The 21,180-nt window shown below is 71.2% G+C and carries 19 protein-coding genes and 2 pseudogenes; 7 read left to right on the top strand and 14 right to left on the bottom strand.

Features of this window, described 5'->3' with window-relative positions; translation table 11 throughout:
- The first annotated feature begins 100 nt into the window (after positions 1–100).
- Positions 101–784 carry a hemerythrin domain-containing protein gene (locus tag ACTWOL_RS11375; protein ID WP_474296510.1) on the top strand — a complete coding sequence of 228 codons (684 nt, stop codon included), beginning with the start codon at positions 101–103 and terminating at the stop codon, positions 782–784.
- Between the two features lie 183 nt (positions 785–967).
- Here the strand turns inward: ACTWOL_RS11375 and ACTWOL_RS11370 are convergent, their stop codons facing one another.
- From ACTWOL_RS11370 to ACTWOL_RS11345, 6 genes are all read right to left on the bottom strand, one after another.
- Positions 968–2,176 (bottom strand): hypothetical protein, encoded by a 1,209-nt coding sequence (locus ACTWOL_RS11370; protein ID WP_474296509.1) that lies wholly within the window; start codon positions 2,174–2,176, stop codon positions 968–970.
- A 398-nt stretch (positions 2,177–2,574) separates the two neighbouring features.
- A complete protein-coding gene (fabF, locus tag ACTWOL_RS11365) occupies positions 2,575–3,861 on the bottom strand; it encodes a beta-ketoacyl-ACP synthase II (RefSeq protein ID WP_474296508.1) in 1,287 nt (428 codons plus the stop codon).
- Between the two features lie 79 nt (positions 3,862–3,940).
- Entirely contained in the window at positions 3,941–4,189 is a 249-nt protein-coding gene (locus ACTWOL_RS11360) for an acyl carrier protein (RefSeq protein WP_010987188.1), read from the bottom strand.
- Positions 4,190–4,269: 80 nt separating this feature from the next.
- A complete protein-coding gene (locus ACTWOL_RS11355; protein WP_474296507.1) occupies positions 4,270–5,271 on the bottom strand; it encodes a beta-ketoacyl-ACP synthase 3 in 1,002 nt (333 codons plus the stop codon).
- An 18-nt stretch (positions 5,272–5,289) separates the two neighbouring features.
- Positions 5,290–6,228 carry an ACP S-malonyltransferase gene (locus ACTWOL_RS11350; protein WP_474296506.1) on the bottom strand — a complete coding sequence of 313 codons (939 nt, stop codon included), beginning with the start codon at positions 6,226–6,228 and terminating at the stop codon, positions 5,290–5,292.
- Between the two features lie 89 nt (positions 6,229–6,317).
- Entirely contained in the window at positions 6,318–7,514 is a 1,197-nt protein-coding gene (locus ACTWOL_RS11345) for a PucR family transcriptional regulator (protein ID WP_474296505.1), read from the bottom strand.
- Positions 7,515–7,718: 204 nt separating this feature from the next.
- Here ACTWOL_RS11345 and ACTWOL_RS11340 point away from each other — a divergent pair, with 204 nt between their 5' ends.
- Positions 7,719–8,375 (top strand): pirin family protein, encoded by a 657-nt coding sequence (locus ACTWOL_RS11340; RefSeq protein ID WP_474296504.1) that lies wholly within the window; start codon positions 7,719–7,721, stop codon positions 8,373–8,375.
- Positions 8,376–8,400: 25 nt separating this feature from the next.
- Here the strand turns inward: ACTWOL_RS11340 and ACTWOL_RS11335 are convergent.
- The 4 genes and pseudogenes from ACTWOL_RS11335 to ACTWOL_RS11320 all read right to left on the bottom strand — a co-directional run.
- Positions 8,401–8,571, bottom strand: a pseudogene (locus tag ACTWOL_RS11335) (DUF397 domain-containing protein); the annotation flags it as partial.
- A 30-nt stretch (positions 8,572–8,601) separates the two neighbouring features.
- Positions 8,602–8,649 (bottom strand): annotated as a pseudogene (locus ACTWOL_RS11330) (DUF397 domain-containing protein); the annotation flags it as partial.
- Entirely contained in the window at positions 8,627–9,475 is an 849-nt protein-coding gene (locus ACTWOL_RS11325; RefSeq protein ID WP_474296503.1) for a helix-turn-helix domain-containing protein, read from the bottom strand. The pseudogene ACTWOL_RS11330 and the gene ACTWOL_RS11325, both read right to left, overlap by 23 nt.
- 150 nt (positions 9,476–9,625) lie before the next feature.
- Entirely contained in the window at positions 9,626–10,819 is a 1,194-nt protein-coding gene (locus ACTWOL_RS11320; protein WP_474296502.1) for a L,D-transpeptidase, read from the bottom strand.
- Between the two features lie 214 nt (positions 10,820–11,033).
- Between ACTWOL_RS11320 and ACTWOL_RS11315 the strand changes: the two genes are divergently transcribed.
- Genes ACTWOL_RS11315 through ACTWOL_RS11295 form a run of 5 tightly spaced genes read left to right on the top strand, consistent with a single transcriptional unit; the run spans position 11,034 to position 17,067 of the window.
- A complete protein-coding gene (locus ACTWOL_RS11315) occupies positions 11,034–12,230 on the top strand; it encodes a lipid II:glycine glycyltransferase FemX (protein WP_474296501.1) in 1,197 nt (398 codons plus the stop codon).
- Positions 12,227–14,140 carry a murein biosynthesis integral membrane protein MurJ gene (gene murJ, locus ACTWOL_RS11310; RefSeq protein WP_474296500.1) on the top strand — a complete coding sequence of 638 codons (1,914 nt, stop codon included), beginning with the start codon at positions 12,227–12,229 and terminating at the stop codon, positions 14,138–14,140. The genes ACTWOL_RS11315 and murJ overlap by 4 nt, the downstream gene beginning before the upstream one ends.
- Before the next feature lie 25 nt (positions 14,141–14,165).
- Positions 14,166–14,849 carry a response regulator gene (locus tag ACTWOL_RS11305; RefSeq protein WP_474296499.1) on the top strand — a complete coding sequence of 228 codons (684 nt, stop codon included), beginning with the start codon at positions 14,166–14,168 and terminating at the stop codon, positions 14,847–14,849.
- Entirely contained in the window at positions 14,846–16,405 is a 1,560-nt protein-coding gene (locus ACTWOL_RS11300; protein WP_474296498.1) for a sensor histidine kinase, read from the top strand. Before ACTWOL_RS11305 ends, ACTWOL_RS11300 begins: the two co-directional genes overlap by 4 nt.
- Positions 16,402–17,067, top strand: coding sequence for a hypothetical protein (locus tag ACTWOL_RS11295; protein WP_474296497.1), 666 nt, complete (start codon positions 16,402–16,404; stop codon positions 17,065–17,067). The genes ACTWOL_RS11300 and ACTWOL_RS11295 overlap by 4 nt, the downstream gene beginning before the upstream one ends.
- A gap of 104 nt (positions 17,068–17,171) precedes the next feature.
- On the opposite strand, the gene ACTWOL_RS11290 is transcribed toward ACTWOL_RS11295, so the two are convergent.
- The 4 genes from ACTWOL_RS11290 to ACTWOL_RS11275 form a co-directional block, all read right to left on the bottom strand.
- On the bottom strand, positions 17,172–17,993 hold the full coding sequence (locus tag ACTWOL_RS11290) for a serine hydrolase domain-containing protein (protein WP_474296496.1): 822 nt from the start codon (positions 17,991–17,993) through the stop codon (positions 17,172–17,174).
- A gap of 89 nt (positions 17,994–18,082) precedes the next feature.
- Complete coding sequence (locus tag ACTWOL_RS11285) at positions 18,083–18,727, bottom strand: response regulator (protein WP_474301142.1); 645 nt, start codon at positions 18,725–18,727, stop codon at positions 18,083–18,085.
- Between the two features lie 7 nt (positions 18,728–18,734).
- Positions 18,735–20,114 carry a sensor histidine kinase gene (locus ACTWOL_RS11280; protein WP_474296495.1) on the bottom strand — a complete coding sequence of 460 codons (1,380 nt, stop codon included), beginning with the start codon at positions 20,112–20,114 and terminating at the stop codon, positions 18,735–18,737.
- Positions 20,115–20,295: 181 nt separating this feature from the next.
- The gene (locus ACTWOL_RS11275) at positions 20,296–21,165 is read right to left on the bottom strand and encodes a DUF4429 domain-containing protein (protein WP_474296494.1); all 870 of its coding nucleotides are present in this window, start codon (positions 21,163–21,165) and stop codon (positions 20,296–20,298) included.
- Between the last annotated feature and the right edge of the window lie 15 nt (positions 21,166–21,180).

The following is a 21,180-nucleotide window of genomic DNA, read 5'->3' as shown; positions in this document are numbered from 1 at the left end:
GCTCCTCCAGGGTCCGCACGGCGCACATTGACAATATATTGTCTGTCTGTAAATCTGTTGTCATTCTAGCCTTCGTTCGGGGGGCCTCCAGGAGGACACCATGCCCAGAGTCGATCTTTACCGGAACGTTCATATGGGCCAGCGCGAGCGGCTGTTCGCGCTCGCCGTCGAGCTCGGTGCCGCCGACAGCGCGGAGCAGGGCGCGGTTGAGGCACTGGCCGGGCGCTGTCTGGCCATGACCCGGGAGCTGCGCGAGCACGCCGACCACGAGGACACGTTCATCCACCCGCTGCTGCGGGACCGGGCACCCGCTGCGGCCGACGCGCTCGATGCCGAACACGTCAGGCTCGACGCGGCGCTCACCGCCCTGGACCGGCGGGCACGGGCGCTGCCCGAGGTGCCCGCCGGGCGGCGCTCCGAGACGCAGCACACGCTCTATCTCGCCCTGAACGAACTGATCAGCGCCTATCTCGCGCATCTGCACGCCGAGGAGACCGTCGCGATGCCCGCCCTGTGGGAGCACTGCGACGACGACGCGCTGAACGGCGTGTTCGGCGCCTTCCGCGCCTCCCGCACCCCCGAGGAGGGCATGACCGATCTGCGCAGGATGCTGCCCGCCCTGCCGCCCGCGGCCCGGGCCGCCATCGCCCGCGCCACACTCGCCGCCGTGTCCGACGAGGAGGCGGGCGGCACCCTCGTCGCGCTGTCCACGACACTCGCCCCCGGCCAGCGCGCCCGGCTCTACCGGGACCTGTGCGTCGCCGAGGCATGGGCCGTGTGCTGATCGCCTACGGACCGGCATGCCGTGCCGTGTCGTCCCGGACGCCTGTGCAGCATCAGCCGGGGCCGCGGCGTCGGGGGCACGTCCTCGGCCGAGGACGTGCCCGGCCGGCACGGGCTGACCGGGGTCAGCCCGTGCCGGCCGGGGTGATCTGTGACGGGATGCCCGGTCAGGTGCGCATCGGCGTCAGCCGACGCAGCCGGGGACGGTTCCGGGCGGTGCGCAGTTGTTGGGGGCGTTGTTGGTGACGGCGGTCTGGTTGAGGATGACGTCGCCTGCGGCTTCGTAGATGCCGCCGCCGTCTGCGGCCGTGTTGAGGGTGACCGTGGAGTCGGTCAGCGTGGCGCTTCCACCGCTGTGGAACAGACCGCCGCCCCGCGATCCGGCACGGTTCTCCGTCAGGGTCGTTCTGTCGATCTCGAGAACGCCGTTGCTCGTCTGGTTGTTCACGCCGCCCCCGTCCCCGGTGGTGGCGGTGTTGTTGTTCACCTTGGTGTCCTCGAGGCTGATGCCGAGGGTGCTGCCGATCTGGGCGTTGGCGACGTTGTTCATGCCGCCGCCGTTGTCACCGGCGGTGTTGTTGTTCACTTTGGTGTTCTTCAGGTTGATGGTGAAGGCGTGCGCGTCGCCCTCGACGCCGGCGGCGATGAACATGCCGCCGCCGAAGTCGCCGGCGGTGTTGCTGTTCACTTCGGTGTACTTCAGGTTCAGGCTGAAGGTGCGCCGGTCGCCCTCGAGGAGGGCGAAGATGTTGATGCCGCCGCCGTTGCCGGTGGCGGTGTTGCTGTTGATGCGGCTGGACGTGGCGGTGATCCCGGTGCTGTTCTCCGCGTGGACAGCGCCGCCGTCGTCGTCGGCGTGGTTGCCGGTCAGGGTGGTGCACTCGAGGGTCAGGCTGCGGTCGGCGTCGACGAAGACGGCACCCCCGTCGTCCGTGCTGCTGCCGCCGCGGATGGTCAGTCCCGGGCCGTTCCGGCAGCTTCGGTCGCGGTCGTAGCGGTCGTAGCGGTCGGTACCGCTGAGGAGTGCGGTGGCGAGGCCCCAGCCGTCACCGCGGCCCGGGCCGTCGCCCCTGCCCGGGCGGTGGTCCCGGCCGTCACCGCGGCCCGGGCGGTCGCGGCCCTTGCCGTGGTCCCGGCCGCTGCCCGAACCGTCGAGGGTGAGGGCGCCTGCCGGACCGGTGACCTCGAAGATGCGGAACTCGGGTGCGGCGGAGAAGCGTTCGATGACGGTGTCCCTGCCGCCGATGAGGGTGATGGGGGTGGTGATGAGCGGCAGGCCGTTGGCTTCGCCGCCGGGACCGATGTTGTTCACTTGCGTGAGCAGGTAGGTGCACCGGGGAGCCAGCCGGATGGTGCCGCCCCCAGCGGCGTTGGCGTCGTCGATGGCGTCCACGAGGGCCGCGACACTGCAGCCGATGGCCACGGATGGCGGCCGGGAAGGCCCGGCCTGCGCTGAAGGGGCCGGCACGACGACGAGGCCGAAGGCCAGAGAGCGCAGGCACCGCCCGCTCTCGGAACGAATCTCATGACATCTCCAGAGGCGAGGGATCACGAGCACCGTAGGGACCGCCGGGCAACCCCGCCCTCAACACGCCCCATGGACAGGGCAGCGCCACACCGATGCCGCAGTCCGCCTCTGGTGCCCCATCAGCCCGCCCGAATTCCCGCGGAAGCGGCGTGGGATCCCATGGGCCATGAGACGGGATCCCACGGACCACGAGAACGGGGCCCGACTCCCCTGAGAGAGTCGGGCCCCGTTCTCGTGGTCCGGTGCGCCGGTCCGGTGGTGCGTCAGACCGTACGGAAGGCCAGCACCACGTTGTGACCGCCGAAGCCGAACGAGTTGTTGATCGCCGCGATCGTGCCCTCGGGCAGCGTCCGGGGTTCGCCGCGGACGATGTCTGCGTCGATCTCGTCGTCGAGTTCGTCGATGTTGATGGTCGGCGGGGCGAGCCGGTGGTGGAGGGCGAGGACCGTCGCGACGGTCTCGATGCCGCCCGCGCCACCGAGCAGGTGCCCGGTCATCGACTTGGTCGCGGAGACCGCGACATGCTCGAGGTCGTCGCCGAGGATCTTGCGCAGTGCCTTGATCTCCGCGACATCACCCTGAGGAGTGGACGTCGCATGGGCGTTGAGGTGGACGACCTCCGCCGGCTTGAGGTCCGTCGAGTCCAGCAGGTTCTGCAGGGCGGCGGCGATACCGCGGCCGCTCGGCTCCGGCTGGGCGATGTGGTGGCTGTCCGCGGACAGCCCCTGGCCGAGCACCTCGCAGTAGACGCGGGCGCCGCGGGCGGCGGCGTGCTCCGCCGACTCCAGGACGACCACACCGGCACCCTCGCCGAGGACGAAGCCGTCACGGGCCTTGTCGTAGGGGCGCGAGGCCTTCTCGGGCTCGTCGTTGTTCTTGGACATCGCCATCATGTTGGCGAACGCGGCGACCGGCAGCGGGTGGATCGCCGCCTCGGTGCCGCCCGCGACCACGACATCGGCGCGGCCGGTACGGATCATCTCGACGGCGTAGCCGATCGCCTCGGCGCCCGACGCGCAGGCGGAGACCGGAGTGTGCACGCCCGCCTGGGCGTTCACCTCCAGACCGACGTTCGCGGAGGGGCTGTTGGGCATCAGCATCGGCACGGTGTGCGGGGAGACACGGCGTACGCCCTTCTCCTTCAGCACGTCGTACTGGTCCAGCAGAGTGGTCACACCGCCGATGCCGGAGGCGATGACCGTGCCGAGCCGCTCGGGGGCGACGCGCGCGCCCTGCTCATCGCCGTCGGTGGACTCGGCACCGGCCGGGCCGGCATAGCCGGCGTCGGCCCACGCCTCACGCGCGGCGATCAGTGCGAACTGGGCGGAGCGGTCGAGCTTGCGGGCGAGCGGCCGGGGCAGTACCTCGGACGGGTCGACCGCCACCGGGGCGGCGATACGGACGGGCAGGTCGGCGAAGCGCTCGTCTTCCAGCCGACGGACGCCGGAGCGTCCCGCGATCAGACCTTCCCAGGTCGATGCGGAGTCGCCACCCAGCGGTGTGGTTGCGCCGATACCGGTGACGACCACGGTGCGATTGGTCGAGTTCACAGGAATTCTTTCTCCACGGTCTAAGCGGTTGCGTGAATCAGCGGCGCCACCGCTGGGTGGCGTACCTGATCGGCCTGGATCAGGCCTGGTGCTTCAGGATGTAGTCGGCGGCGTCGCCGACGGTCTTGAGGTTCTTGACGTCCTCGTCCGGGATCTTGACGTCGAAGCGCTCTTCCGCGGCGACGACGACCTCGACCATGGACAGCGAGTCGACGTCCAGGTCGTCGGTGAAGGACTTGTCGAGCTGGACGTCCTCCGTCGGGATACCGGCGATCTCGTTGACGATCTCGGCGAGGCCTTCGACGATCTCTTCCTGAGTGGCGGCCATGTGGCGCTCCTTCGGTGTGTAGCTGAGGGTTGAACTGGCTTGCCCGGATGCCCGGATATCCGGAAGATCCGGATGCTTGCCTAGGGGAGGGTAACGACCGACGCGGCGTAGACGAGACCCGCCCCGAAGCCGATGACGAGCGCGGTGTCGCCGCTCTTCGCCTGTCCGGTCGCCAGAAGCCGCTCCATCGCGAGCGGAATCGAGGCGGCCGAGGTGTTGCCGGTGGTCTCCACGTCGCGGGCAACCGTGACGTGCTCCGGCAGTTTCAGAGTCTTCACCATCGAGTCGATGATCCGCATGTTCGCCTGGTGCGGGATGAAGACGTCCAGCTCGTCGGCCGTGATGCCGGCCGCGTCCATGGCCTGCTGGGCGACCTTGGCCATCTCGAAGACGGCCCAGCGGAACACCGCCTGGCCCTCCTGCGTGATGGCCGGGAACCGCTCGACGGAGCCGTCGCGGTAGTCCGTCCACGGCACGGTCTGCTTGATGGTCTCGGACTTGTCGCCCTCGGAGCCCCAGACGGTCGGGCCGATCATCGGCTCGTTCGCCGGGCCGACGACGACCGCGCCCGCGCCGTCGCCGAACAGGAAGGCCGTCGCACGGTCTTCCAGGTCGGTCAGGTCGCTGAGCCGCTCGACACCGATGACGAGCACGTACTCCGCGGAACCTTCCACGACCATGCCCTTGGCCAGGGTCAGCCCGTAGCCGAAGCCCGCGCAGCCCGCGGAGATGTCGAACGCGGCCGGCTTGCCCGCCCCGATCTTGTCCGCGATCTCCGTGGCGACGGCCGGGGTCTGCTTGAAGTGCGAGACGGTGGAGACGATCACGCCGTCGATCTGCTCAGCGGTCAGCCCGGCATCGGCGATCGCCTTGCCGGCCGCCTCGACCGACATGGCGGTGACGGTCTCCTCTTCGTTCGCCCAGTGCCGGGTCGAGATGCCCGAACGCGAACGGATCCACTCGTCCGAGGAGTCGATCGTCTCGAGGATCACCTCGTTGGGCACGATCCGGGTGGGGCGGTAGCCGCCGACACCCATGATCCGTGCATAGGGGGCGCCCTGGCTGGGCCTGATCTTCGACATGCGCTTACGGCTCCTTCGTCAGGCGCTGTGCGAGCCGGCCGCGTCAGCGGCGGAGGCCGCCATGAGCGCGCGGGCCGCCTCGAGGTCGTCGGGGGTCTTCAGCGCGAGTGTCTGCACACCCGGCAGGGCGCGCTTGGCGAGACCGACGAGGGTGCCGCCCGGGCACACCTCGATGATCGCGGTTGCCCCCAGCTCCTTGAACGTCTCCATGCACAGGTCCCAGCGCACCGGGTTGGCGACCTGGCCGACGAGGCGGGAGACGACCTCGTCGCCCGCCGTGACGACGGCGCCGTCCTTGTTCGAGACGTACGGCACCTTCGGGTCCATGGGGGCCAGCGCCTTGGCGGCCTCTTCCAGCTTCGCGACCGCGGGGGCCATGTGCCGCGTGTGGAACGCCCCGGCCACCTTGAGTGCCACGATCTTGCGCACGCCCTCGGGCTTGTCCGCTTCCAGCGCGGCCAGCTGCTCCTTGGTGCCGGCGGCCACGATCTGGCCCGCGCCGTTCACGTTCGCAGGGGTCAGACCCAGCTTCTCCAGATGCGCGACGCTCACCTCGGGGTCGCCGCCCAGCAGCGCCGACATACCCGTCTCGGTGACGGCTGCGGCCTCGGCCATCGCCAGCCCGCGGGTGCGCACCAGACGCAGCGCCGCGGCGTCGTCGAGGACACCGGCGAACGCCGCGGCCGTGATCTCGCCGACGCTGTGGCCGGCCACGGCGCCGGGTGCGATGTCACCGAGCGCGGAAGCCGACAGCAGACCGGCGGCGACGAGCAGGGGCTGTGCCACGGCCGTGTCGCGGATCGCGTCCGCGTCGGCCTTCGTGCCGTAGTGGACGAGGTCGAGTTCGATGGCGTCGGACCAGGCCGCGATGCGGTCGGCGGCACCGGGGAGTTCGAGCCAGGGGGTCAGGAAGCCGGGCGTCTGAGCGCCTTGGCCGGGAGCGACGAGTACGAGCACCCTCACACTCTCTCTTGTGGACGGTCCGGGCCGCCCGTGGGGACAGGGACCAAGAACCGTCAGGGGAATTGTTGGTGTTCGACAAAAGACTAGAGCTGGAGATCGCCGTCTACCAGACGCCCGAGGATGAGTGCGATCCGGAGAGTGAACGCCGAGCGGACATCGGAGGGTGACCAGCCGGTGACGTCAGTCACACGTCGGAGCCGGTAGCGAACGGTGTTGGGGTGGACGAAGAGCATCCTGGCCGCCCCCTCGAGACTGCTGGCCTGCTCCAGATAGACACTGAGGGTTTCCAGCAGTGCCGAGCCGGCTTCTTCCAGTGGTCTGTAGATCTCCTCCACCAGCTGCTCGCGTGCTGCAGGGTCGCCCGCGATGGCGCGTTCCGGCAGGAGATCGTCCGCCAGAACCGGACGCGGGGCATCCTGCCACGCGGCACACGCCTTCAGCCCCGCGGCGGCGGCCTGTGCGGAGCGTGTCGCCGCCAGCAGATCGGGCACCACCGGTCCTGCCACCACGGGACCGGCGGCATACGGGCCGATCAGGGCCTTGGCGACATGCAGCGGACTGTCGCTGCCGCCGGCGATGACGACCAGCCGGTCGCCGAGCACACCGGTGAGCACCTGGAGCTTGGCGTGCCGGGCGGCGCGCCGGATGGCCTCCACGGTGAGCTCGCTGTCCCCGTCGGGGGCGGTGCCGAGCACCACGCACACATGCTCCGGGGAGTTCCAGCCCAGCGCCGCGGCCCTGCTGACGGCGCCCTCGTCGGCCTCGCCGGACAGCACCGCGTTCACCACCAGCGACTCCAGGCGGGCGTCCCAGGCCCCCCGCGCCTCGGCGGCCTGGGCGTAGACCTGCGCGGTCGCGAAGGCGATCTCCCGCGCGTACACCAGCAGCGCCTCGCGCAGAATCGACTCGTCACCCGGCGCGGCGACGTCCTCGATCGCCACCTCCATGACCTCGATGGTGGTACGCACCATCTCCACCGTCTGCCGCAGGGTGATCGCACGCGTCAGCTCGCGCGGTGCCGTGCCGAAGACGTCGGTCGAGATCGCCTGAGGGGTCTCGGGGTGCCGGAACCACTCGGTGAACGCGGCGATACCGGCCTGGGCGACCAGGCCGATCCACGACCGGTTCTCCGGGGGCATCGCCCGGTACCACGGCAGCGTCTCGTCCATGCGGGCGATGGCGTTCGCGGCGAGCCGCCCTGAGGACTGCTCCAGTCGCTTCAGGGTCGCGGAGTGCGGATGGGCGGCGTTCGCGGGCAGAGCCGGTTCGGGATGGGGCACGGGGACAAGAGTGCCTCATCAGGACGCCCATGCGGAGAAGTGGGGTCCGGGGCGGACTCCGTCCGCCTACCGCATTCCGGCCCCGTTCCCGCCCGCCCGACGGGCTCCGCCCCGGACACCGCACGGGCCGGGCGGCTCCCGGCCGGGGTGCCGGGACGGGCGGACGGGTCACGGGAAGCCCGGCGGCGGTCTACCGTGGAACGTGTGATTTCCGTACGGCGCGCCGGAGGGCGCTACCGGGGTGGGGACGACTCCACCGGTGTCGAATCGCTGCACGCCTTCTCGTTCGGACATTTCTATGATCCGGACAATCTGCGCTTCGGGGCGATCATCGCCTGCAACGAGGAGCGGCTCGCACCGGGCGCGGGCTTCGACGAGCATCCGCACAGCCACACCGAGATCGTGACCTGGGTGGTGGAGGGCGAGCTGACCCACCGGGACACCACCGGCCGGGCCACCGTCGTGCGCCCAGGCGATGTGCAGCGGCTGAGTGCGGCGGGCGGGGTGCGCCACGTCGAGCGCAACGACACCGCCGCACCGCTGACCTTCGTGCAGATGTGGCTCTCGCCGCTGGCGCCCGGCGGTGAGCCGTCCTACGAGGTCGTACGGGGGATCGCCGACTCCACGCCCTACGCCCTCCCGCAGGCGGGCGCGATGCTGCACGTGCGCCGGCTCGCCGCGGACGAGCGCACCGCGATCCCGGACGCGCCTCTGACGTATGTGCACGTCGTGCGTGGTGTGGTGCGGCTGGCCAGGGAGGAACTCGCCCCGGGCGACGCCGCGCGGATCACGGACGAGGCGGGCCTCGAGCTCATCGCCGGGGCCGCGGCGGAGGTGCTGGTGTGGGAGCTGACTCTCTAAGGCCCATTCCCGCCCGGACCAGGTCCTAGCGGAGTCCGTCCACGAACGTCTGCCAGGCGCCGGCCCCGACGACCATGACGGGGCCGGCCGGGTTCTTGCTGTCGCGGACGGGGACGGAGCCGCAGGATCCGTCGGCCACCTCGACGCAGTCGCCGCCGGTGTTTCCGCTGTAGCTGGACTTGCGCCATGCCGCGCCGTCGGTGACGGTGCATTCGACGCAGTCTCCGCCGGTGCTTCCGCTGTAACTCGACTTACGCCACTGCGCGTTCGTCAGTTCGGTGCCGGTCGCCATAGCGTTCCTCCATCACACGGGTGATCAGTGCCGCCGAATCCTCGACGGAGAGGGCGGAGGCCTGCAAGTGAGCGTAACGGAGCGCGGCTTCCCTGACCGTCTCGGGGTTGGCGGTCATATGGCCGGAGATGAGGTCCTCGGTGTAGATGATGTCCGGGTTGTCGTCGAAGCGCAGGAGGTTGAACGACCCGTCCAGACTGGCGTGTTCACCTGCCGAGAAGGGCAGCACCTGGATACGCATCCAGCGCTGGCTCACGAAGTCCAGCAAGTGGGCGAGTTGCCTCCGCATGACCTCGGGGCCGCCGACCGGCCGGTGCAGCACCGCCTCGTCCAGGACCGCCCAGGCCAGCGGCGGCCGCTCGCGCCCCAGGATGCGCTGGCGCTCCATGCGCGCCGCCACCAGCTTGTCCAGGTCGTCGGGCAGACCGGTGGCCAGCACCGCCCGCGCGTACTCCTCGGTCTGGAGCAGCCCGTACACGACCTGCGCCTGGTACGTGGAGATGTACGTGGCGCGTGACTCCATGTCCGCGTACGGCTGGAACCAGTTGGGCAGCTGGCTGCGCAGGACCAGGCCGATCAGCCGTGAGAAGAACCCGTCCGTGCCGAGTGCCGCGTCCACGCGCTCGGAGAAGTCGCGCGTGGGGACCTTCTTCGTCGTCTCGATCTGGCCGATCAGCGAGGCGGTGCAGAAGATGATCTCGCCCAACTGGGCCTGTCGGAGACCGTGGGCCTCTCGCAGGCGCCGCAGCTCCCCGCCGTAGTAGTCCAGCGGGGAAGCGCTCGGATCGAGCGACTGGATGTTGACCACGGCGGGCACCTCCGGCCTGTCACGCCTCGCGGCGTTCTCCTCGGGACGTAGCCGAGCGTAGTCGGGCCGTCGCACGCGGGTGGCGTGAATCACATGAAGACCCCGTACGGGGGACAGGAGCCGCGGCCGACAGCCGCCAGGGGCAAGGCCTCAGCGCAGCGCGCTCTTCTGCCGCCACTCCTCCCACGACAGGTTCCACGCGCCGTAGCCGTTCTCCGGGGCGACCGTGCCCTTGGTCTCCTCGCCCTTGATCTCGAACGGATCGCCGGGACGCACCTGCGAGTAGAACCAGGACGCGTTCTCGGTGCTCATCCCGATGCAGCCCGAACTGTGGTTGGCCTTGCCGAAGTAGTCGGCGTTCCACGGGGCGGCGTGTGCGTACATCCCCGACCAGGTCAGCCGCATCGAGTAGTCGACCATCTTGTCGTAGGCGTCGCCGAGGCCGACGGTCTCCGAGTTCATGTTGATCGTGCCCTCCTTGGCGATCAGCACCGCGGTGCCGCGCCAGGAGCGCTTGTCGCCGCCGGGCGTACCGCCGGACACCGGGATCTGCCGTACGGACTTGCCGTCGCGCATCAGCGTGAGCTGGTGGCTGTCGAGGTCGACCTTGACGATCTGCTGCGCGCCCACGGTGAAGGTCGTCGTGTAGTCGCGGACGAACCAGCCGCCGCCCGAGTCGGTGCCGTTCAGCTCGGCGTTGAGGGTGACCTTGGTGCCGGACTTCCAGTACGTCTTCGGCCGCCAGTCCACCCGGTCCTGGCCGGACCGGTCGCGCATCCAGCCCCAGGAACCCTCGGTGTTGTTCGAGGTGGTGATCTTGAGCTGCTTCTCGACCTCGGCCTTGTTCTTGACGGGCTTGTCGAAGACGAGCGAGATCGGCTGGGCGATGCCGACGGTGGCGCCCGCTCCCGGCCGCCAGTCGACCTTGTTGACCTTCTCCGCCTCGGCGGTGGCGAACGAGGACTTGGCCGTGCCCGTGGTCCCGCCCTCGGTCTTGGTCGCCGCCGTGACCTCGTACGCCGTGCCGGGCGCGGCCTTGCGGTCCGAGGTCCAGGTCCGGCCGTCCGACGAGACCTTGCCGGTGAGTTTGTGGCCCTTGGCGTCGGCGACCGTCACCGAGGTGAGGCTGCCGCCCGCCGCGGTGACCTTGACCGGCTCACCCGCGGGAGCCTGCTTTCCCTTCGGCGTGACGGACACGGTGACGGGACGGTCGTCCGCCGCCTTGCCGTCCGACGCGGGGGCGGTGCCGGAAGAGGAGCAGGCGGCGAGCGGCGCCAGCAGGGCAGCGGCGGCGACAGCTTGCAGCCGACCCCGGGCGTGGGCGCGTACACGGTTGCGGGGCAACAGGACCTCCGTGGCTGAAATCGAGTCCGCGACAAGGCGGTTGTTGTGACTGTAGAGCCGGAAATTTCCAGGAGGGTTCCCCGAGCGCAGTGTGACGGTGACTGGTGAGGAACGGTCATGGTCCCGTCACATTCGCCGAGCGGGACGGTCACGGGTGGCTGTGAGCATCTCGGTGTCCCCGCAGAAGGGCCGGGGAGGAAGAGAGGCTCACACTGTGTCAGCACTGCTGGTGCCGCCCGGTCGCGGTCACGAAGGACGGGACCGGGCACACCGCCTCGCATCCGTCACCGCCGAGACCTACCGTGCCTTCCTCGCGTCCCCGGCAGGTGGCGCCCTCGGCGCAGGATTCCTGCAGTGCCCCTCCTGGGCGCAGGTCAAGGACGGCTGGCGGGCCCAGCTGCTCGGCTGGGGACCGGACCCCGAAGCCGGAGAGCTGGAGGGCGTCGCCCTGGTCCTGCTCCGGCAATTCCCCGGCACCCGCAAGTACTTCGCGTACCTTCCCGAAGGGCCCGTCGCCGACTGGAGCGACCCGGACGTCGACGGCTGGCTCACCCCGCTGCTGGATCATCTGCGGGCCGCGGGTGCCTTCGCCGTACGCATCGGCCCCTCGCCCGCGTACCGGCGCTGGGACGCCGCCCTGCTCAAGCCGCTCACCGGCCCGGGCAGACGCCTGCCGGACGTCCTCGCCAGCGAGGTCGACCCGCTCGGCACCGCGGTCACCGAACGGCTGCGCGCCCGCCACTGGCGGCGCTGCGGCGGAGACGGGGCGGGCGGCGACGGGGACGCCCAGCCGCGCCATGTCTTCCAGGTGCCGCTCGCGGGGCGTTCCCGTGACGATCTGTGGTCGGGGCTCAACCAGGAGTGGCGGCGCAACATCCGCCGCGCGCAGAAGGAAGGCGTGGACGTGGTGGTGGGCAGCGCCGCCGATCTCCCCGAGTTCTACCGGCTGCTGCGGATCACCGAGGAGCGCGACGGCTTCCGGCTCGGCCGCTCGCTCACGTACTTCGAGCGCCAGCACGCGGCCCTCAACGCCGAGGAGCCGGGCCGGATGAAGCTGTACCTCGCCCGCCACGGCGGGGAGATCCTGGCCGCCCACACCATGATCACGGTGGGCCGGCGCGTCTGGTACCAGACCGGCGCCTCCGCCGACCACCGCCGCGAGGTCCGGCCTTCCAACGCCCTGCAGTGGCGGATGCTGCTCGACGCCCACGCGGTCGGCGCCGACGTCTACGACATGCGCGGGGTACCCTCCACACTCGACCCTGACGAACGTGCGTACGGACTGCTGCGGTGGAAGCTCGGCACCGGCGGACAGGTCGTCGAGACGCTGGGGGAATGGGAGAAACCGTTGGGCGGCACCGCCAACCACACGCTGTACCGCGCCTTCCAGGCGTATTTGGCCCGCCGATGACGACGACGCCGAACCCCGGCCAGGAGCCGGGGAGCGTCGGATCCGGGGCGTACGGCGACGTGGGGCACGGGGGCGTGGGTCAGGGGAGTGTGGGCCACGGGGGCGTGGGCACCGCGCACTCCGGGACGGGCGGCACGGTCCCCCGGCAGATTCCGCGCGGCGGGCACCCGGGCGGCAGCGCCGCGGACCCGTACCCCGCCGGAACGGACCACGAGCGGCTCGCCACCCCCGCAGCCGCAGGCCGTGACGGTGACCGCGGCGGTGACCGTGACGGAACCGCCGGCCACGCGCCCGGTGACGGGGCGAAACCGGACTCCGCCCTGCGCAGCAGTGCCGTCATGGCCGCCGGATCCATCGTCTCCCGCGCCACCGGCTTCGCCCGGTCCGCCGTGATCGCCGCCGCGATCGGCACCATCGGACCGGTCGCCGACGGCTACGCGGTCGGCAACTCCCTCCCCACGATCGTCTACATGCTCCTCCTCGGCGGTGCGCTCAACGCCGTCTTCGTGCCCGAGCTGGTCAAGGCCGCCAAGGAGCACAAGGACGGCGGGGCCGCGTACACCGACCGGCTGCTCACCGTCTGCACCGTCGCCCTGCTGGCGATCACGGCGATCGCGGTGTGGGCGGCGCCCGCGATCGTCGACGCGTACACCGACTACACCGGCGGGCAGGCCGCCATGACGGTCGCGTTCGCCCGCTACTGCCTGCCGCAGATCTTCTTCCTCGGACTGTTCACGCTGCTCGGGCAGGTGCTCAACGCCCGCGGCCGGTTCGGCGCGATGATGTGGACCCCCGTCCTCAACAACGTTGTCGTCATCGCCGTCTTCGGCCTCTATCTGGCCCTGGCCCTGGGCGACGGAGACGGAAGCGGAGGCGGAGGCACGCTCACCGCAGGGGAGACCGCCCTGCTCGGCTGGGGCACCACCGCCGGCATCGCCGTCCAGGCACTGGCTCTCGTCCCCGCCCTGCGCGCGGCACGCTTCCGCTGGCGGCCCCGCTTCGACTGGCGCGGCAGCGGGCTGACCCGCCCGCTGCGCTCGGCCGGCTGGCTGGTGCTGCTGGTGCTCGCCAACCAGGCCGCCTACTGGGTCACGACGCGGCTGGCCACGACCGCGGGCCTCGACGGCGGCCCCGGCTTCAGCGCCTACAACAACGCCTACGTGCTGTGGGTCGTACCGCACGGCATCATCACGGTCTCCCTGGTCACCGCACTGATGCCGAGGATGAGCGCGGCCGCCGCCGACGCGGACACCGCGGCCGTGCGCGCCGACGTCTCCTCCGCGCTGCGGGGCGCCGCCGCCGCGGTCGTCCCCGCCGCCTGCATGCTCCTCGCCCTCGCCCAGCCGGTGATGGCCCTGGTCTTCGGCCACGGCAGGACCAGCGCCGACGACACCGCGGCCATGGCGGGAATCCTCATGGCCTTCGCGCCCGGGCTCATCGCCATGTCCGGCCAGTACGTCCTCTCCCGCACCTTCTACGCGCTCTCCGACACCCGCACCCCCTTCCTGCTCAACCTGGTGATCGCCGGCCTCAACGCGGGCCTCTCCCTGGCCGCCTGCCAGCTGCTCTCCGCGCGATGGGCCGTGACCGGCATGGCCGCGGCGTACTCGCTGGCGCTGTGCGCGGGCTGGGCGGTGACGGCCCGGGTCCTCGGCCGCCGGCTCGCCGTCACCCGGCCGCTGCGGACATCCGCCGCCGCCGCACACGCCCGGCTGCTGCTCGCCGCGGTGCCCGCCGCCGCACTCGGCCATCTCGCGGCCCTCGGCAGCGCACCCGCGGGGGCCCTGGCCGCCACCGCGGCCGGAGCGGCGGCCATCGTGCTCGTCTTCGCCCTGCTCGCCCGCCCGCTACGGCTCACCGAACTCGACGCGCTGCTCACCGGTGTACGCCGGCGGCTGACCCGGCGCTGACCACACCACCCTCCAGGAGATCCTGATGCCCCGCGTGCTCCTCATCGAGGACGACCCCTCCGTGCGCGAAGGGGTCGAGCTCGGGCTGCGCCGCCGCGGCCACGACGTACGGTCCGCCGCCACGGGTGAGGCCGGGCTGGCCGCGCTGAGCGACTTCCGCCCCGATCTGCTGCTGCTGGACCTGATGCTGCCCGGGATGAACGGTGTACAGGTCTGCCGGAGGGTGAGGGAGAAGAGCCAGCTTCCGATCATCATGCTGACCGCGCGCGGCGACGACTTCGACGTGGTCGTGGGGCTGGAGGCGGGCGCGGACGACTACATCGTCAAGCCCGCCCGCCCCGAGGTGATCGAGGCCCGGATCCGGGCCGTACTGCGCCGTATCGAGGTCTCCGGCCAGGGCCGGGCGGCCGTCGAAACGCACGGCGACCTGGCCATCGACCGGGCCGGGCTGACCGTGTCCAAGGCCGGACAGCGGGTCCCGCTCGCACCCTCCGAGCTGAAGCTGCTGCTGCATCTGTCGGCCGCGCCGGAGCAGGTGTTCAGCAGACAGCAGCTGCTGGAGCACGTCTGGGAGCACGAGTACCACGCCGACGCCCGGCTCGTCGACGCCTGTGTCAGACGGCTCCGCAACAAGATCGAGGACGAGGCGGGCTCTCCCCGCTACATCCAGACCTTGCGGGGCTTCGGCTACCGCTTCGGACCGCTGTGAGCACGCGCGGTGCCACAGGCAGGTCCGGTGGCGACGGCGGCGCGGCGCCCGCGCGTGCCGGTGCGTCCCTCGCGCCGAGTACGGACCGTCTGCGGGTGCACCGGGCGCGGACCGCGGCGTTCGGGCTGCGCACCCGGCTGGTGCTCGCGTTCCTGCTGGTCGCCGTGGTCAGCGCGGGTACCACCGCCGCCCTGACCTACCGAGAGGCCCGCAACGCCCTGCTGGTGACGGCCCAGGACACCGCCGTCTCGTCGTTCCGCGATCAGGTGCAGCTGATGGGTACGACTCTGCCCATCCGGCCCGAGGGGTTCCAGGAAGCCCTCCGGGAGATCGCACGCAAGGGCAAACCCCGACCCTGGGTGGTCTTCGCCGAGTACGGCTCGATCCGCGTATCGTCGGGCACCAGCCCCGTCTCCACCGTGATCACACCCGAGCTGCGCCGTGCCGCCGCGGACACCCCCCACGGGGTGTTCCAACGGGTGATCAAGGACGGGGTCCCTTACCTCACCATCGGCATGCCCGTCGTGTTCAAGACCGGCCCGGCCGGGGTCCTCCCCAGCCGGCTCGTCCTCTACGCCGTCATGCGGATGAGCGAAGAGCAGGTCAACGTCGACGCACTCGTCACGGCGGCCCGTGACGGCGCCCTGCCCGGCCTCGCCATCGCCCTGCTGCCCGCGCTGCTCGCCGCCCGCAGTGTGCTGCGGCCGGTGCGCGAACTGCGCAAGGCGGCCCAGAGCATGGGCAGCGGCAAGCTCGACACCCGCATTCAGGTGCGGGGCAGCGACGAGCTCGCCGAACTGGCCCACACCTTCAACGATTCCGCGGGCGAGCTCGAACGGTCCGTACACGAACTGCGGCAGGCAGAGGCCCGTGCCCGCCGCTTCGCCTCCGACGTCTCGCACGAACTGCGCACGCCCCTCGCCGGAATGCTCGCCGTGACCGAGGTACTCGACGAGGACGCGGGCGGCCTGGACCCCGACACCGCCCGGGCCGTCCGTCTGATCAGCACCGAGACCGGAAAACTGGCCGTGCTCGTCGAGGACCTGATGGAGATCTCGCGCTTCGACGCCCGCGCGGCCGAGCTGAACACCGACGAGGTCGACGCCGCCGAGGCCATCCGCAAGACCCTGCAGAACCGGCACTGGACCGACGAGCGGGTCCGTACCGAACTGCCCGACGGCATCCGCGCCCGGCTCGACCCGCGCCGTTTCGACGTCGTCGTCGCCAACCTCGTCGGCAACGCCCTGCGGCACGGCGGCGCGCCCGTCACCGTACGGCTGCGCACCGAGGTGCGCTCCGACGGTGTGCCCGTGCTGATCACCGAGGTCTGCGACAGCGGCCCCGGTATCCGGCCCGAGGTCCTCCCGCATATCTTCGACCGCTTCTACAAGGCCGACGTGGCCCGTACCCGCTCGGCGGGCAGCGGCCTGGGACTGGCGATCACCCAGGAGAACGTCCGGCTGCACGGCGGGACCGTCCGCGCGGGGAACCTGCCTGGTGGCGGCGCCGTTTTCACCGTCGGGATTCCGCTCTGCCCGGAGGAGGCCACCGGATGAGACGTACGCGAGCGGGACGTGCACCCGTGCGGTCCCGATGGGCCGCCGCAGTGGTGCCGGCCGCGCTGCTGCTCGCCGGCTGCGGCGTCCAGGAGACCGGTGTCATCGAGGCCGGCGGTCCTGCCACCATGCTGGGCTTCCTGAACCGCGACATCGATACGCTGCTCTTCTTCCGCTCTCCCGACGGGCACCTGATTCCCGTGATCCGGGAAAACGGGAGTGGCTTCGGGCCCGGGTACGAGAGTCCTTCGGGTCTGCCCCCCAAGACGACGGCGAAAGCGATCGTGACCCTGCTCGGCGGACCGGGCAAGGAGGAACGGGCGGCGGGGCTCGGCACCAGCCTGCCCCGTGCCTCCCGCGGCGGGTCCGTGCAGGTCCAGTCCTCGCAGCAGAGTGATGTCACGGCCACGGTGCCGATCGCCCTGGGCGGGCTGGACGAGACGGCGCTGCGCCAGCTGATCTGCACGATCGCCTACGCCGAGGATCCCGATGGCGAGGTCACGGTGCAGCTGGTCGGACAGGACAGATCGATGACGCCCGGTACCTGCGGCCTCGACATCCATTCCGGCAGCGAATCGCTGCCGATCCCGGCCGGAGCCGGTGTGGGGACCGTGCAGCCGGCGCAGGACGGCGGCGCAGGACCGTCCGGCGGGGGCGGATAGCCGTACGGCGCGGCTGCGGCTGTGGATCGGGAGGCGCGGCTCGGGGTGTGCCGGGAGGCGCGGCTGTGGCTCCGGAGCCGGGGGCTCGGGCGGTGCGAGGTGGCTCAGGCCGTCCCGCGCAGTTCCGCCAGGACCGCGTCGGTGAACGGCGGCCAGGCCTCGACCGCCCAGGGGCCGAAGGCCCGGTCGGCCAGAGCCACGCACGCCGCGCGCACATCCGGGTCGATCCACAGGAAGGTGCCGGACTGGCCGAAGTGCCCGAAGGTCCGCGGCGAGGAGGACGCCCCCGTCCAGTGCGGGGACTTGGCGTCCCGGATCTCGAAGCCGAGTCCCCAGTCGTTGGGCTTCTGGTGTCCGTAACCCGGCAGGATTCCCGACAGCCCCGGGTGGACCACGGACATCGCCTCGAGAACGGTCCGCGGATCGAGCAGCCGCGGGGCCTGCACCTCCGCGGCGAACCTCACCAGGTCGTCGACCGTGGAGACGCCGTCCTTCGCGGGCGAGCCGTCGAGCGTCGTCGACGTCATGCCGAGCGGTTCCAGCACCGCCTGCCGCAGATACTCCGCGAACGGGATGTCGGTCGCCTTCGCGACATGGTCGCCGAGCACCTCGAAGCCCGCGTTCGAATACAGCCTGCGGGTGCCGGGTTCGGCCATCGCGCGATGCTCGTCGAACGCGAGACCGCTGGTGTGGGCCAGCAGATGGCGCACCGTGGACCCCTCGGGCCCGGCGGGCTCGTCGAGCTCCACCGCACCCTCCTCGTAGGCGACGAGCACGGCGTACGCGGCGAGCGGCTTGGTGACCGAGGCGAGCGGGAAGTGCCGGGTCGTGGGACCGTACGTCCCGGCGACGGTGCCGTCCGCGCGGACCACGGCGGCGGCCGCGGTGGTGACGGGCCAGTTCTCGGTCAGCGCCAGGCTTTGCATGCCTATGACCTTAAAGTACGGCCGCCGGGGAGCCTCACCGCGGTCCTGCGGTGCCCTGCCGGGCCCGTGTCCGGGACCACGCGCGACCCTCAGCGGTCACCCGGGGTGACGAGTCCCGACTCGTACGCGAAGATCACCGCCTGCGCCCGGTCACGCAGCCCGAGCTTCGAAAGCACCCGCCCGATATGGGTCTTGACCGTCTGCTCGGCGACCACGAGCTGCTCCGCTATCTCCTGGTTGGACAGCCCGCGGGCGATCCGCTCCAGCACCTCCGTCTCGCGCGGCGTGAGGCCGCCGAGACGCAGCGCGGCGCTGCCCCCGCGGGGTGCGGGCCGCTGCGCCGCGAAGTCGGCGATCAGCCGGCGGGTGACCGACGGCGCCAGCAGCGCCTCGCCGCCCGCGACCACCCGCACCGCCGAGATCAGGTCCGCCGGCGGTGCGTCCTTGAGCAGGAAGCCCGAAGCTCCCGCGCGCAGCGCCTCGTAGACGTAGTCGTCCACGTCGAAGGTGGTCAGCATCAGCACCTTCGGCACATGGACCACGCCCGGCGGCGGCGAGAGGATCTCCCGGGCCGCCGCGAGTCCGTCGAGTTCCGGCATCCGTACGTCCATCAGGACCACGTCCGGGTGGGTGGAGCGGGCGACGGCGATACCCTCGCGGCCGTCCGGTGCCTCCCCCACGACGTCGATGTCCGTCTGCGCCGACAGCAGCGCGGCGAACCCCGCGCGCACCATGGCCTGGTCATCGACGATGATCACGCGGATGGTCAACGGGGTCGTCCTTCGTGCTCGTCGTCAGGGGCATCCGTGCGGCGACCCGGAAGCCGCCGTCCGGCAGCGGTCCCGTGTCCAGGGTGCCGCCGGTCAACCGTACGCGTTCCCGCATGCCGACCAGACCGTGCCCCGTTCCCGAAGTCTCCAGCAGGGACAGCGACTCGGAGGCCGGGCCGTTGACCACGAGGACCGTCAGATGGGCGTCGTCGGCCGTCACCGACACCCGCGCCGGTGCGCCGGGTGCGTGCCGTACGACGTTCGCGAGCGCCTCCTGCACGATGCGGTACGCCGACAGGTCCACCGACTGCGGGACGTCGCCGAGCCCCGCGGGGAGCGACAGTTGGGCCGGCACACCGGCCCTTACCGTCGCCTCGACCAGCTGCTGGATCCGGTCGAGTCCGGGCTGCGGCGCGCGCTCGCCCTCCGAGCCGTCGTTGCGCAGCACGGTCAGCAGCCGGCGCATCTCGGCCAGCGACTCCCTGGCGCTGGAGGCGATCGTCGAGAACTCCTCGCGGGCCGTGTCGGGCAGACCCTCGATCCGGTACGGCGCAGAGTCGGCCTGCACGGTGATCACCGACATGTGGTGGGCCACCACATCGTGCAACTCCCGGGCGATCCTGGCACGTTCCTCCAGGAGGGTGCGCTGCGCCCGCTCGGCCTCGCTGATGGTCTCCTGTTCCGCCAGCCTGCGCTGTACGTCACGGCGTTCGCGCAGGGCCGCGCCGATGAACAGCACCACCCCGCTCAGCACGAAGAGCAGCACGTCTGCGGCGCTGTCGACCTGTCCCCCCGACGGCGCCCCGGCCGCGGCCGGACTCGACGACGTCGGGCCGGTCGCAGCCAGGAAGAAACCGATCACACCGGTCAGCAGCCAGACCGCGACCAGGGTGCGGCGCGGTTCGCGCAGTGCGAGAGCCAGCATCAGGAAGAGGTAGCCGATGATGACGGGCGGCGGCCACGGCCAGATGGTCTGATCCTCGGTACCGGCGAGGTTCAGCGCACAGATGATGTCGACGGGGAAGATGATCCACCAGGCCTGGAGCGGCCGGTGTGCGAGCAGCACCAGCGGGCCCGCGCTTCCGACGGCGAGCACTTCGGCGAGCCGGCGATTGGCCCCGTACACCTCGATGAAGTGGAAGGCCGTCGTGGGCACCAGGATGACGGTGATCACGAACACGACGACATAGGGGATCTTGCGCCGCCATCGTTTCGGAGAGTCGGCGAACAGCGCGGTCGCGGGGTTCGAGGGATGCGCGAGGCCGCGCAGGGCCTCCCGTGCGTACCGGCGCACGGAGGGCGGAGGCGTCGGCGACTGCGCGGGGGACGGAGGCGTGGGTATCTGGGACATGGCCCGGTCAGCCTAGGCCGCGGGCCCTGCGGGGGCGTCATACCGCGGAGCCGAGTGCGATGTCATACCCCGGTATGACATCGCACCTCGCCGTGTACAGAAGTCTCTGTCGCGCCCCGACAACTCCGCGCGGCTACAGCTCCGCGCCGCGACAACTCCGCGCCGCGACAACTCCGCGCGGCTACAGCTCCGCCAAGAGCTCCGCCTTCTTCGCCCGGAACTCCTCGTCCGTCACCAGGCCCGCACTGTGCAGCTCTCCCAGATGCCGTATGCGCTCCGCCACTCCCGCCGGGTCGTGCGAGGACGGCAGGGGCGAAACCGAGGACGAGGCACTGCGGGCCGCCTCCAGGACCGCCGCCGCGAACGGCAGTGACTCGTGTACCGGGCCGTAGCCGAGGCCGAACACGACCGCCGCCGGGTCCTTGTCCGGCTGCGCGTGCGGTGCACCGTCGTCCGCGGCCGGGTCACCGCCGCGACGCAGCAGGCGCAGATACCCGTCGAAGACATCGGGGGAGCGCCACTCCACACCGGTCAGCTCGGCGACGCCGAAGGTCTGGTCGCCCGCCTTCCACTTGGTGGACGAGGCCCCCGTCCAGGACCAGCGGAACGACACCTTCTCGCCGTCGAACACGGCCTTCCCGTCGTACGCCTTGAACTGCAGCGGCGCCTCCACCGACGAGACCAGGTACGAGGAGGCGGGCCCCGCGTCCTCTCCGGGCAGGGCGGCGCGCAGCTGGTCCGCGTAGTACTCGGCGAGCAGTTCGCGGTCCGCCGGCAGCACCAGCCGGTACGGATCGCAGTTCTCCGGCAGCTGGCCGTCGGCCGCGTCCATCAGCGGATCGGCGCCCGGTCTCGGCACCGCGTGCAGTACGACCGTGCCGCGTTTGCCGGGGGAGAGCGTCACCGACTCCAGCGCTTCGAGCGGGATGCGCCGTTCACCCAGCACCTGGAACAGCTTCGGTGCGCCTCGGGCCCCCCGTGAGAAGCGGATGAGTACGGAGTCCGGTTCGAACTCCCAGGCGGCATGATTTCCGGCCAGAACATCACCCATGTGCCTCATCGTAGG

Source organism: Micromonospora sp. IBHARD003, assembly GCF_056106285.1.
Note: the sequence above shows the minus strand (reverse complement) of the source record. Positions and strands in the feature narration are given on the sequence as shown.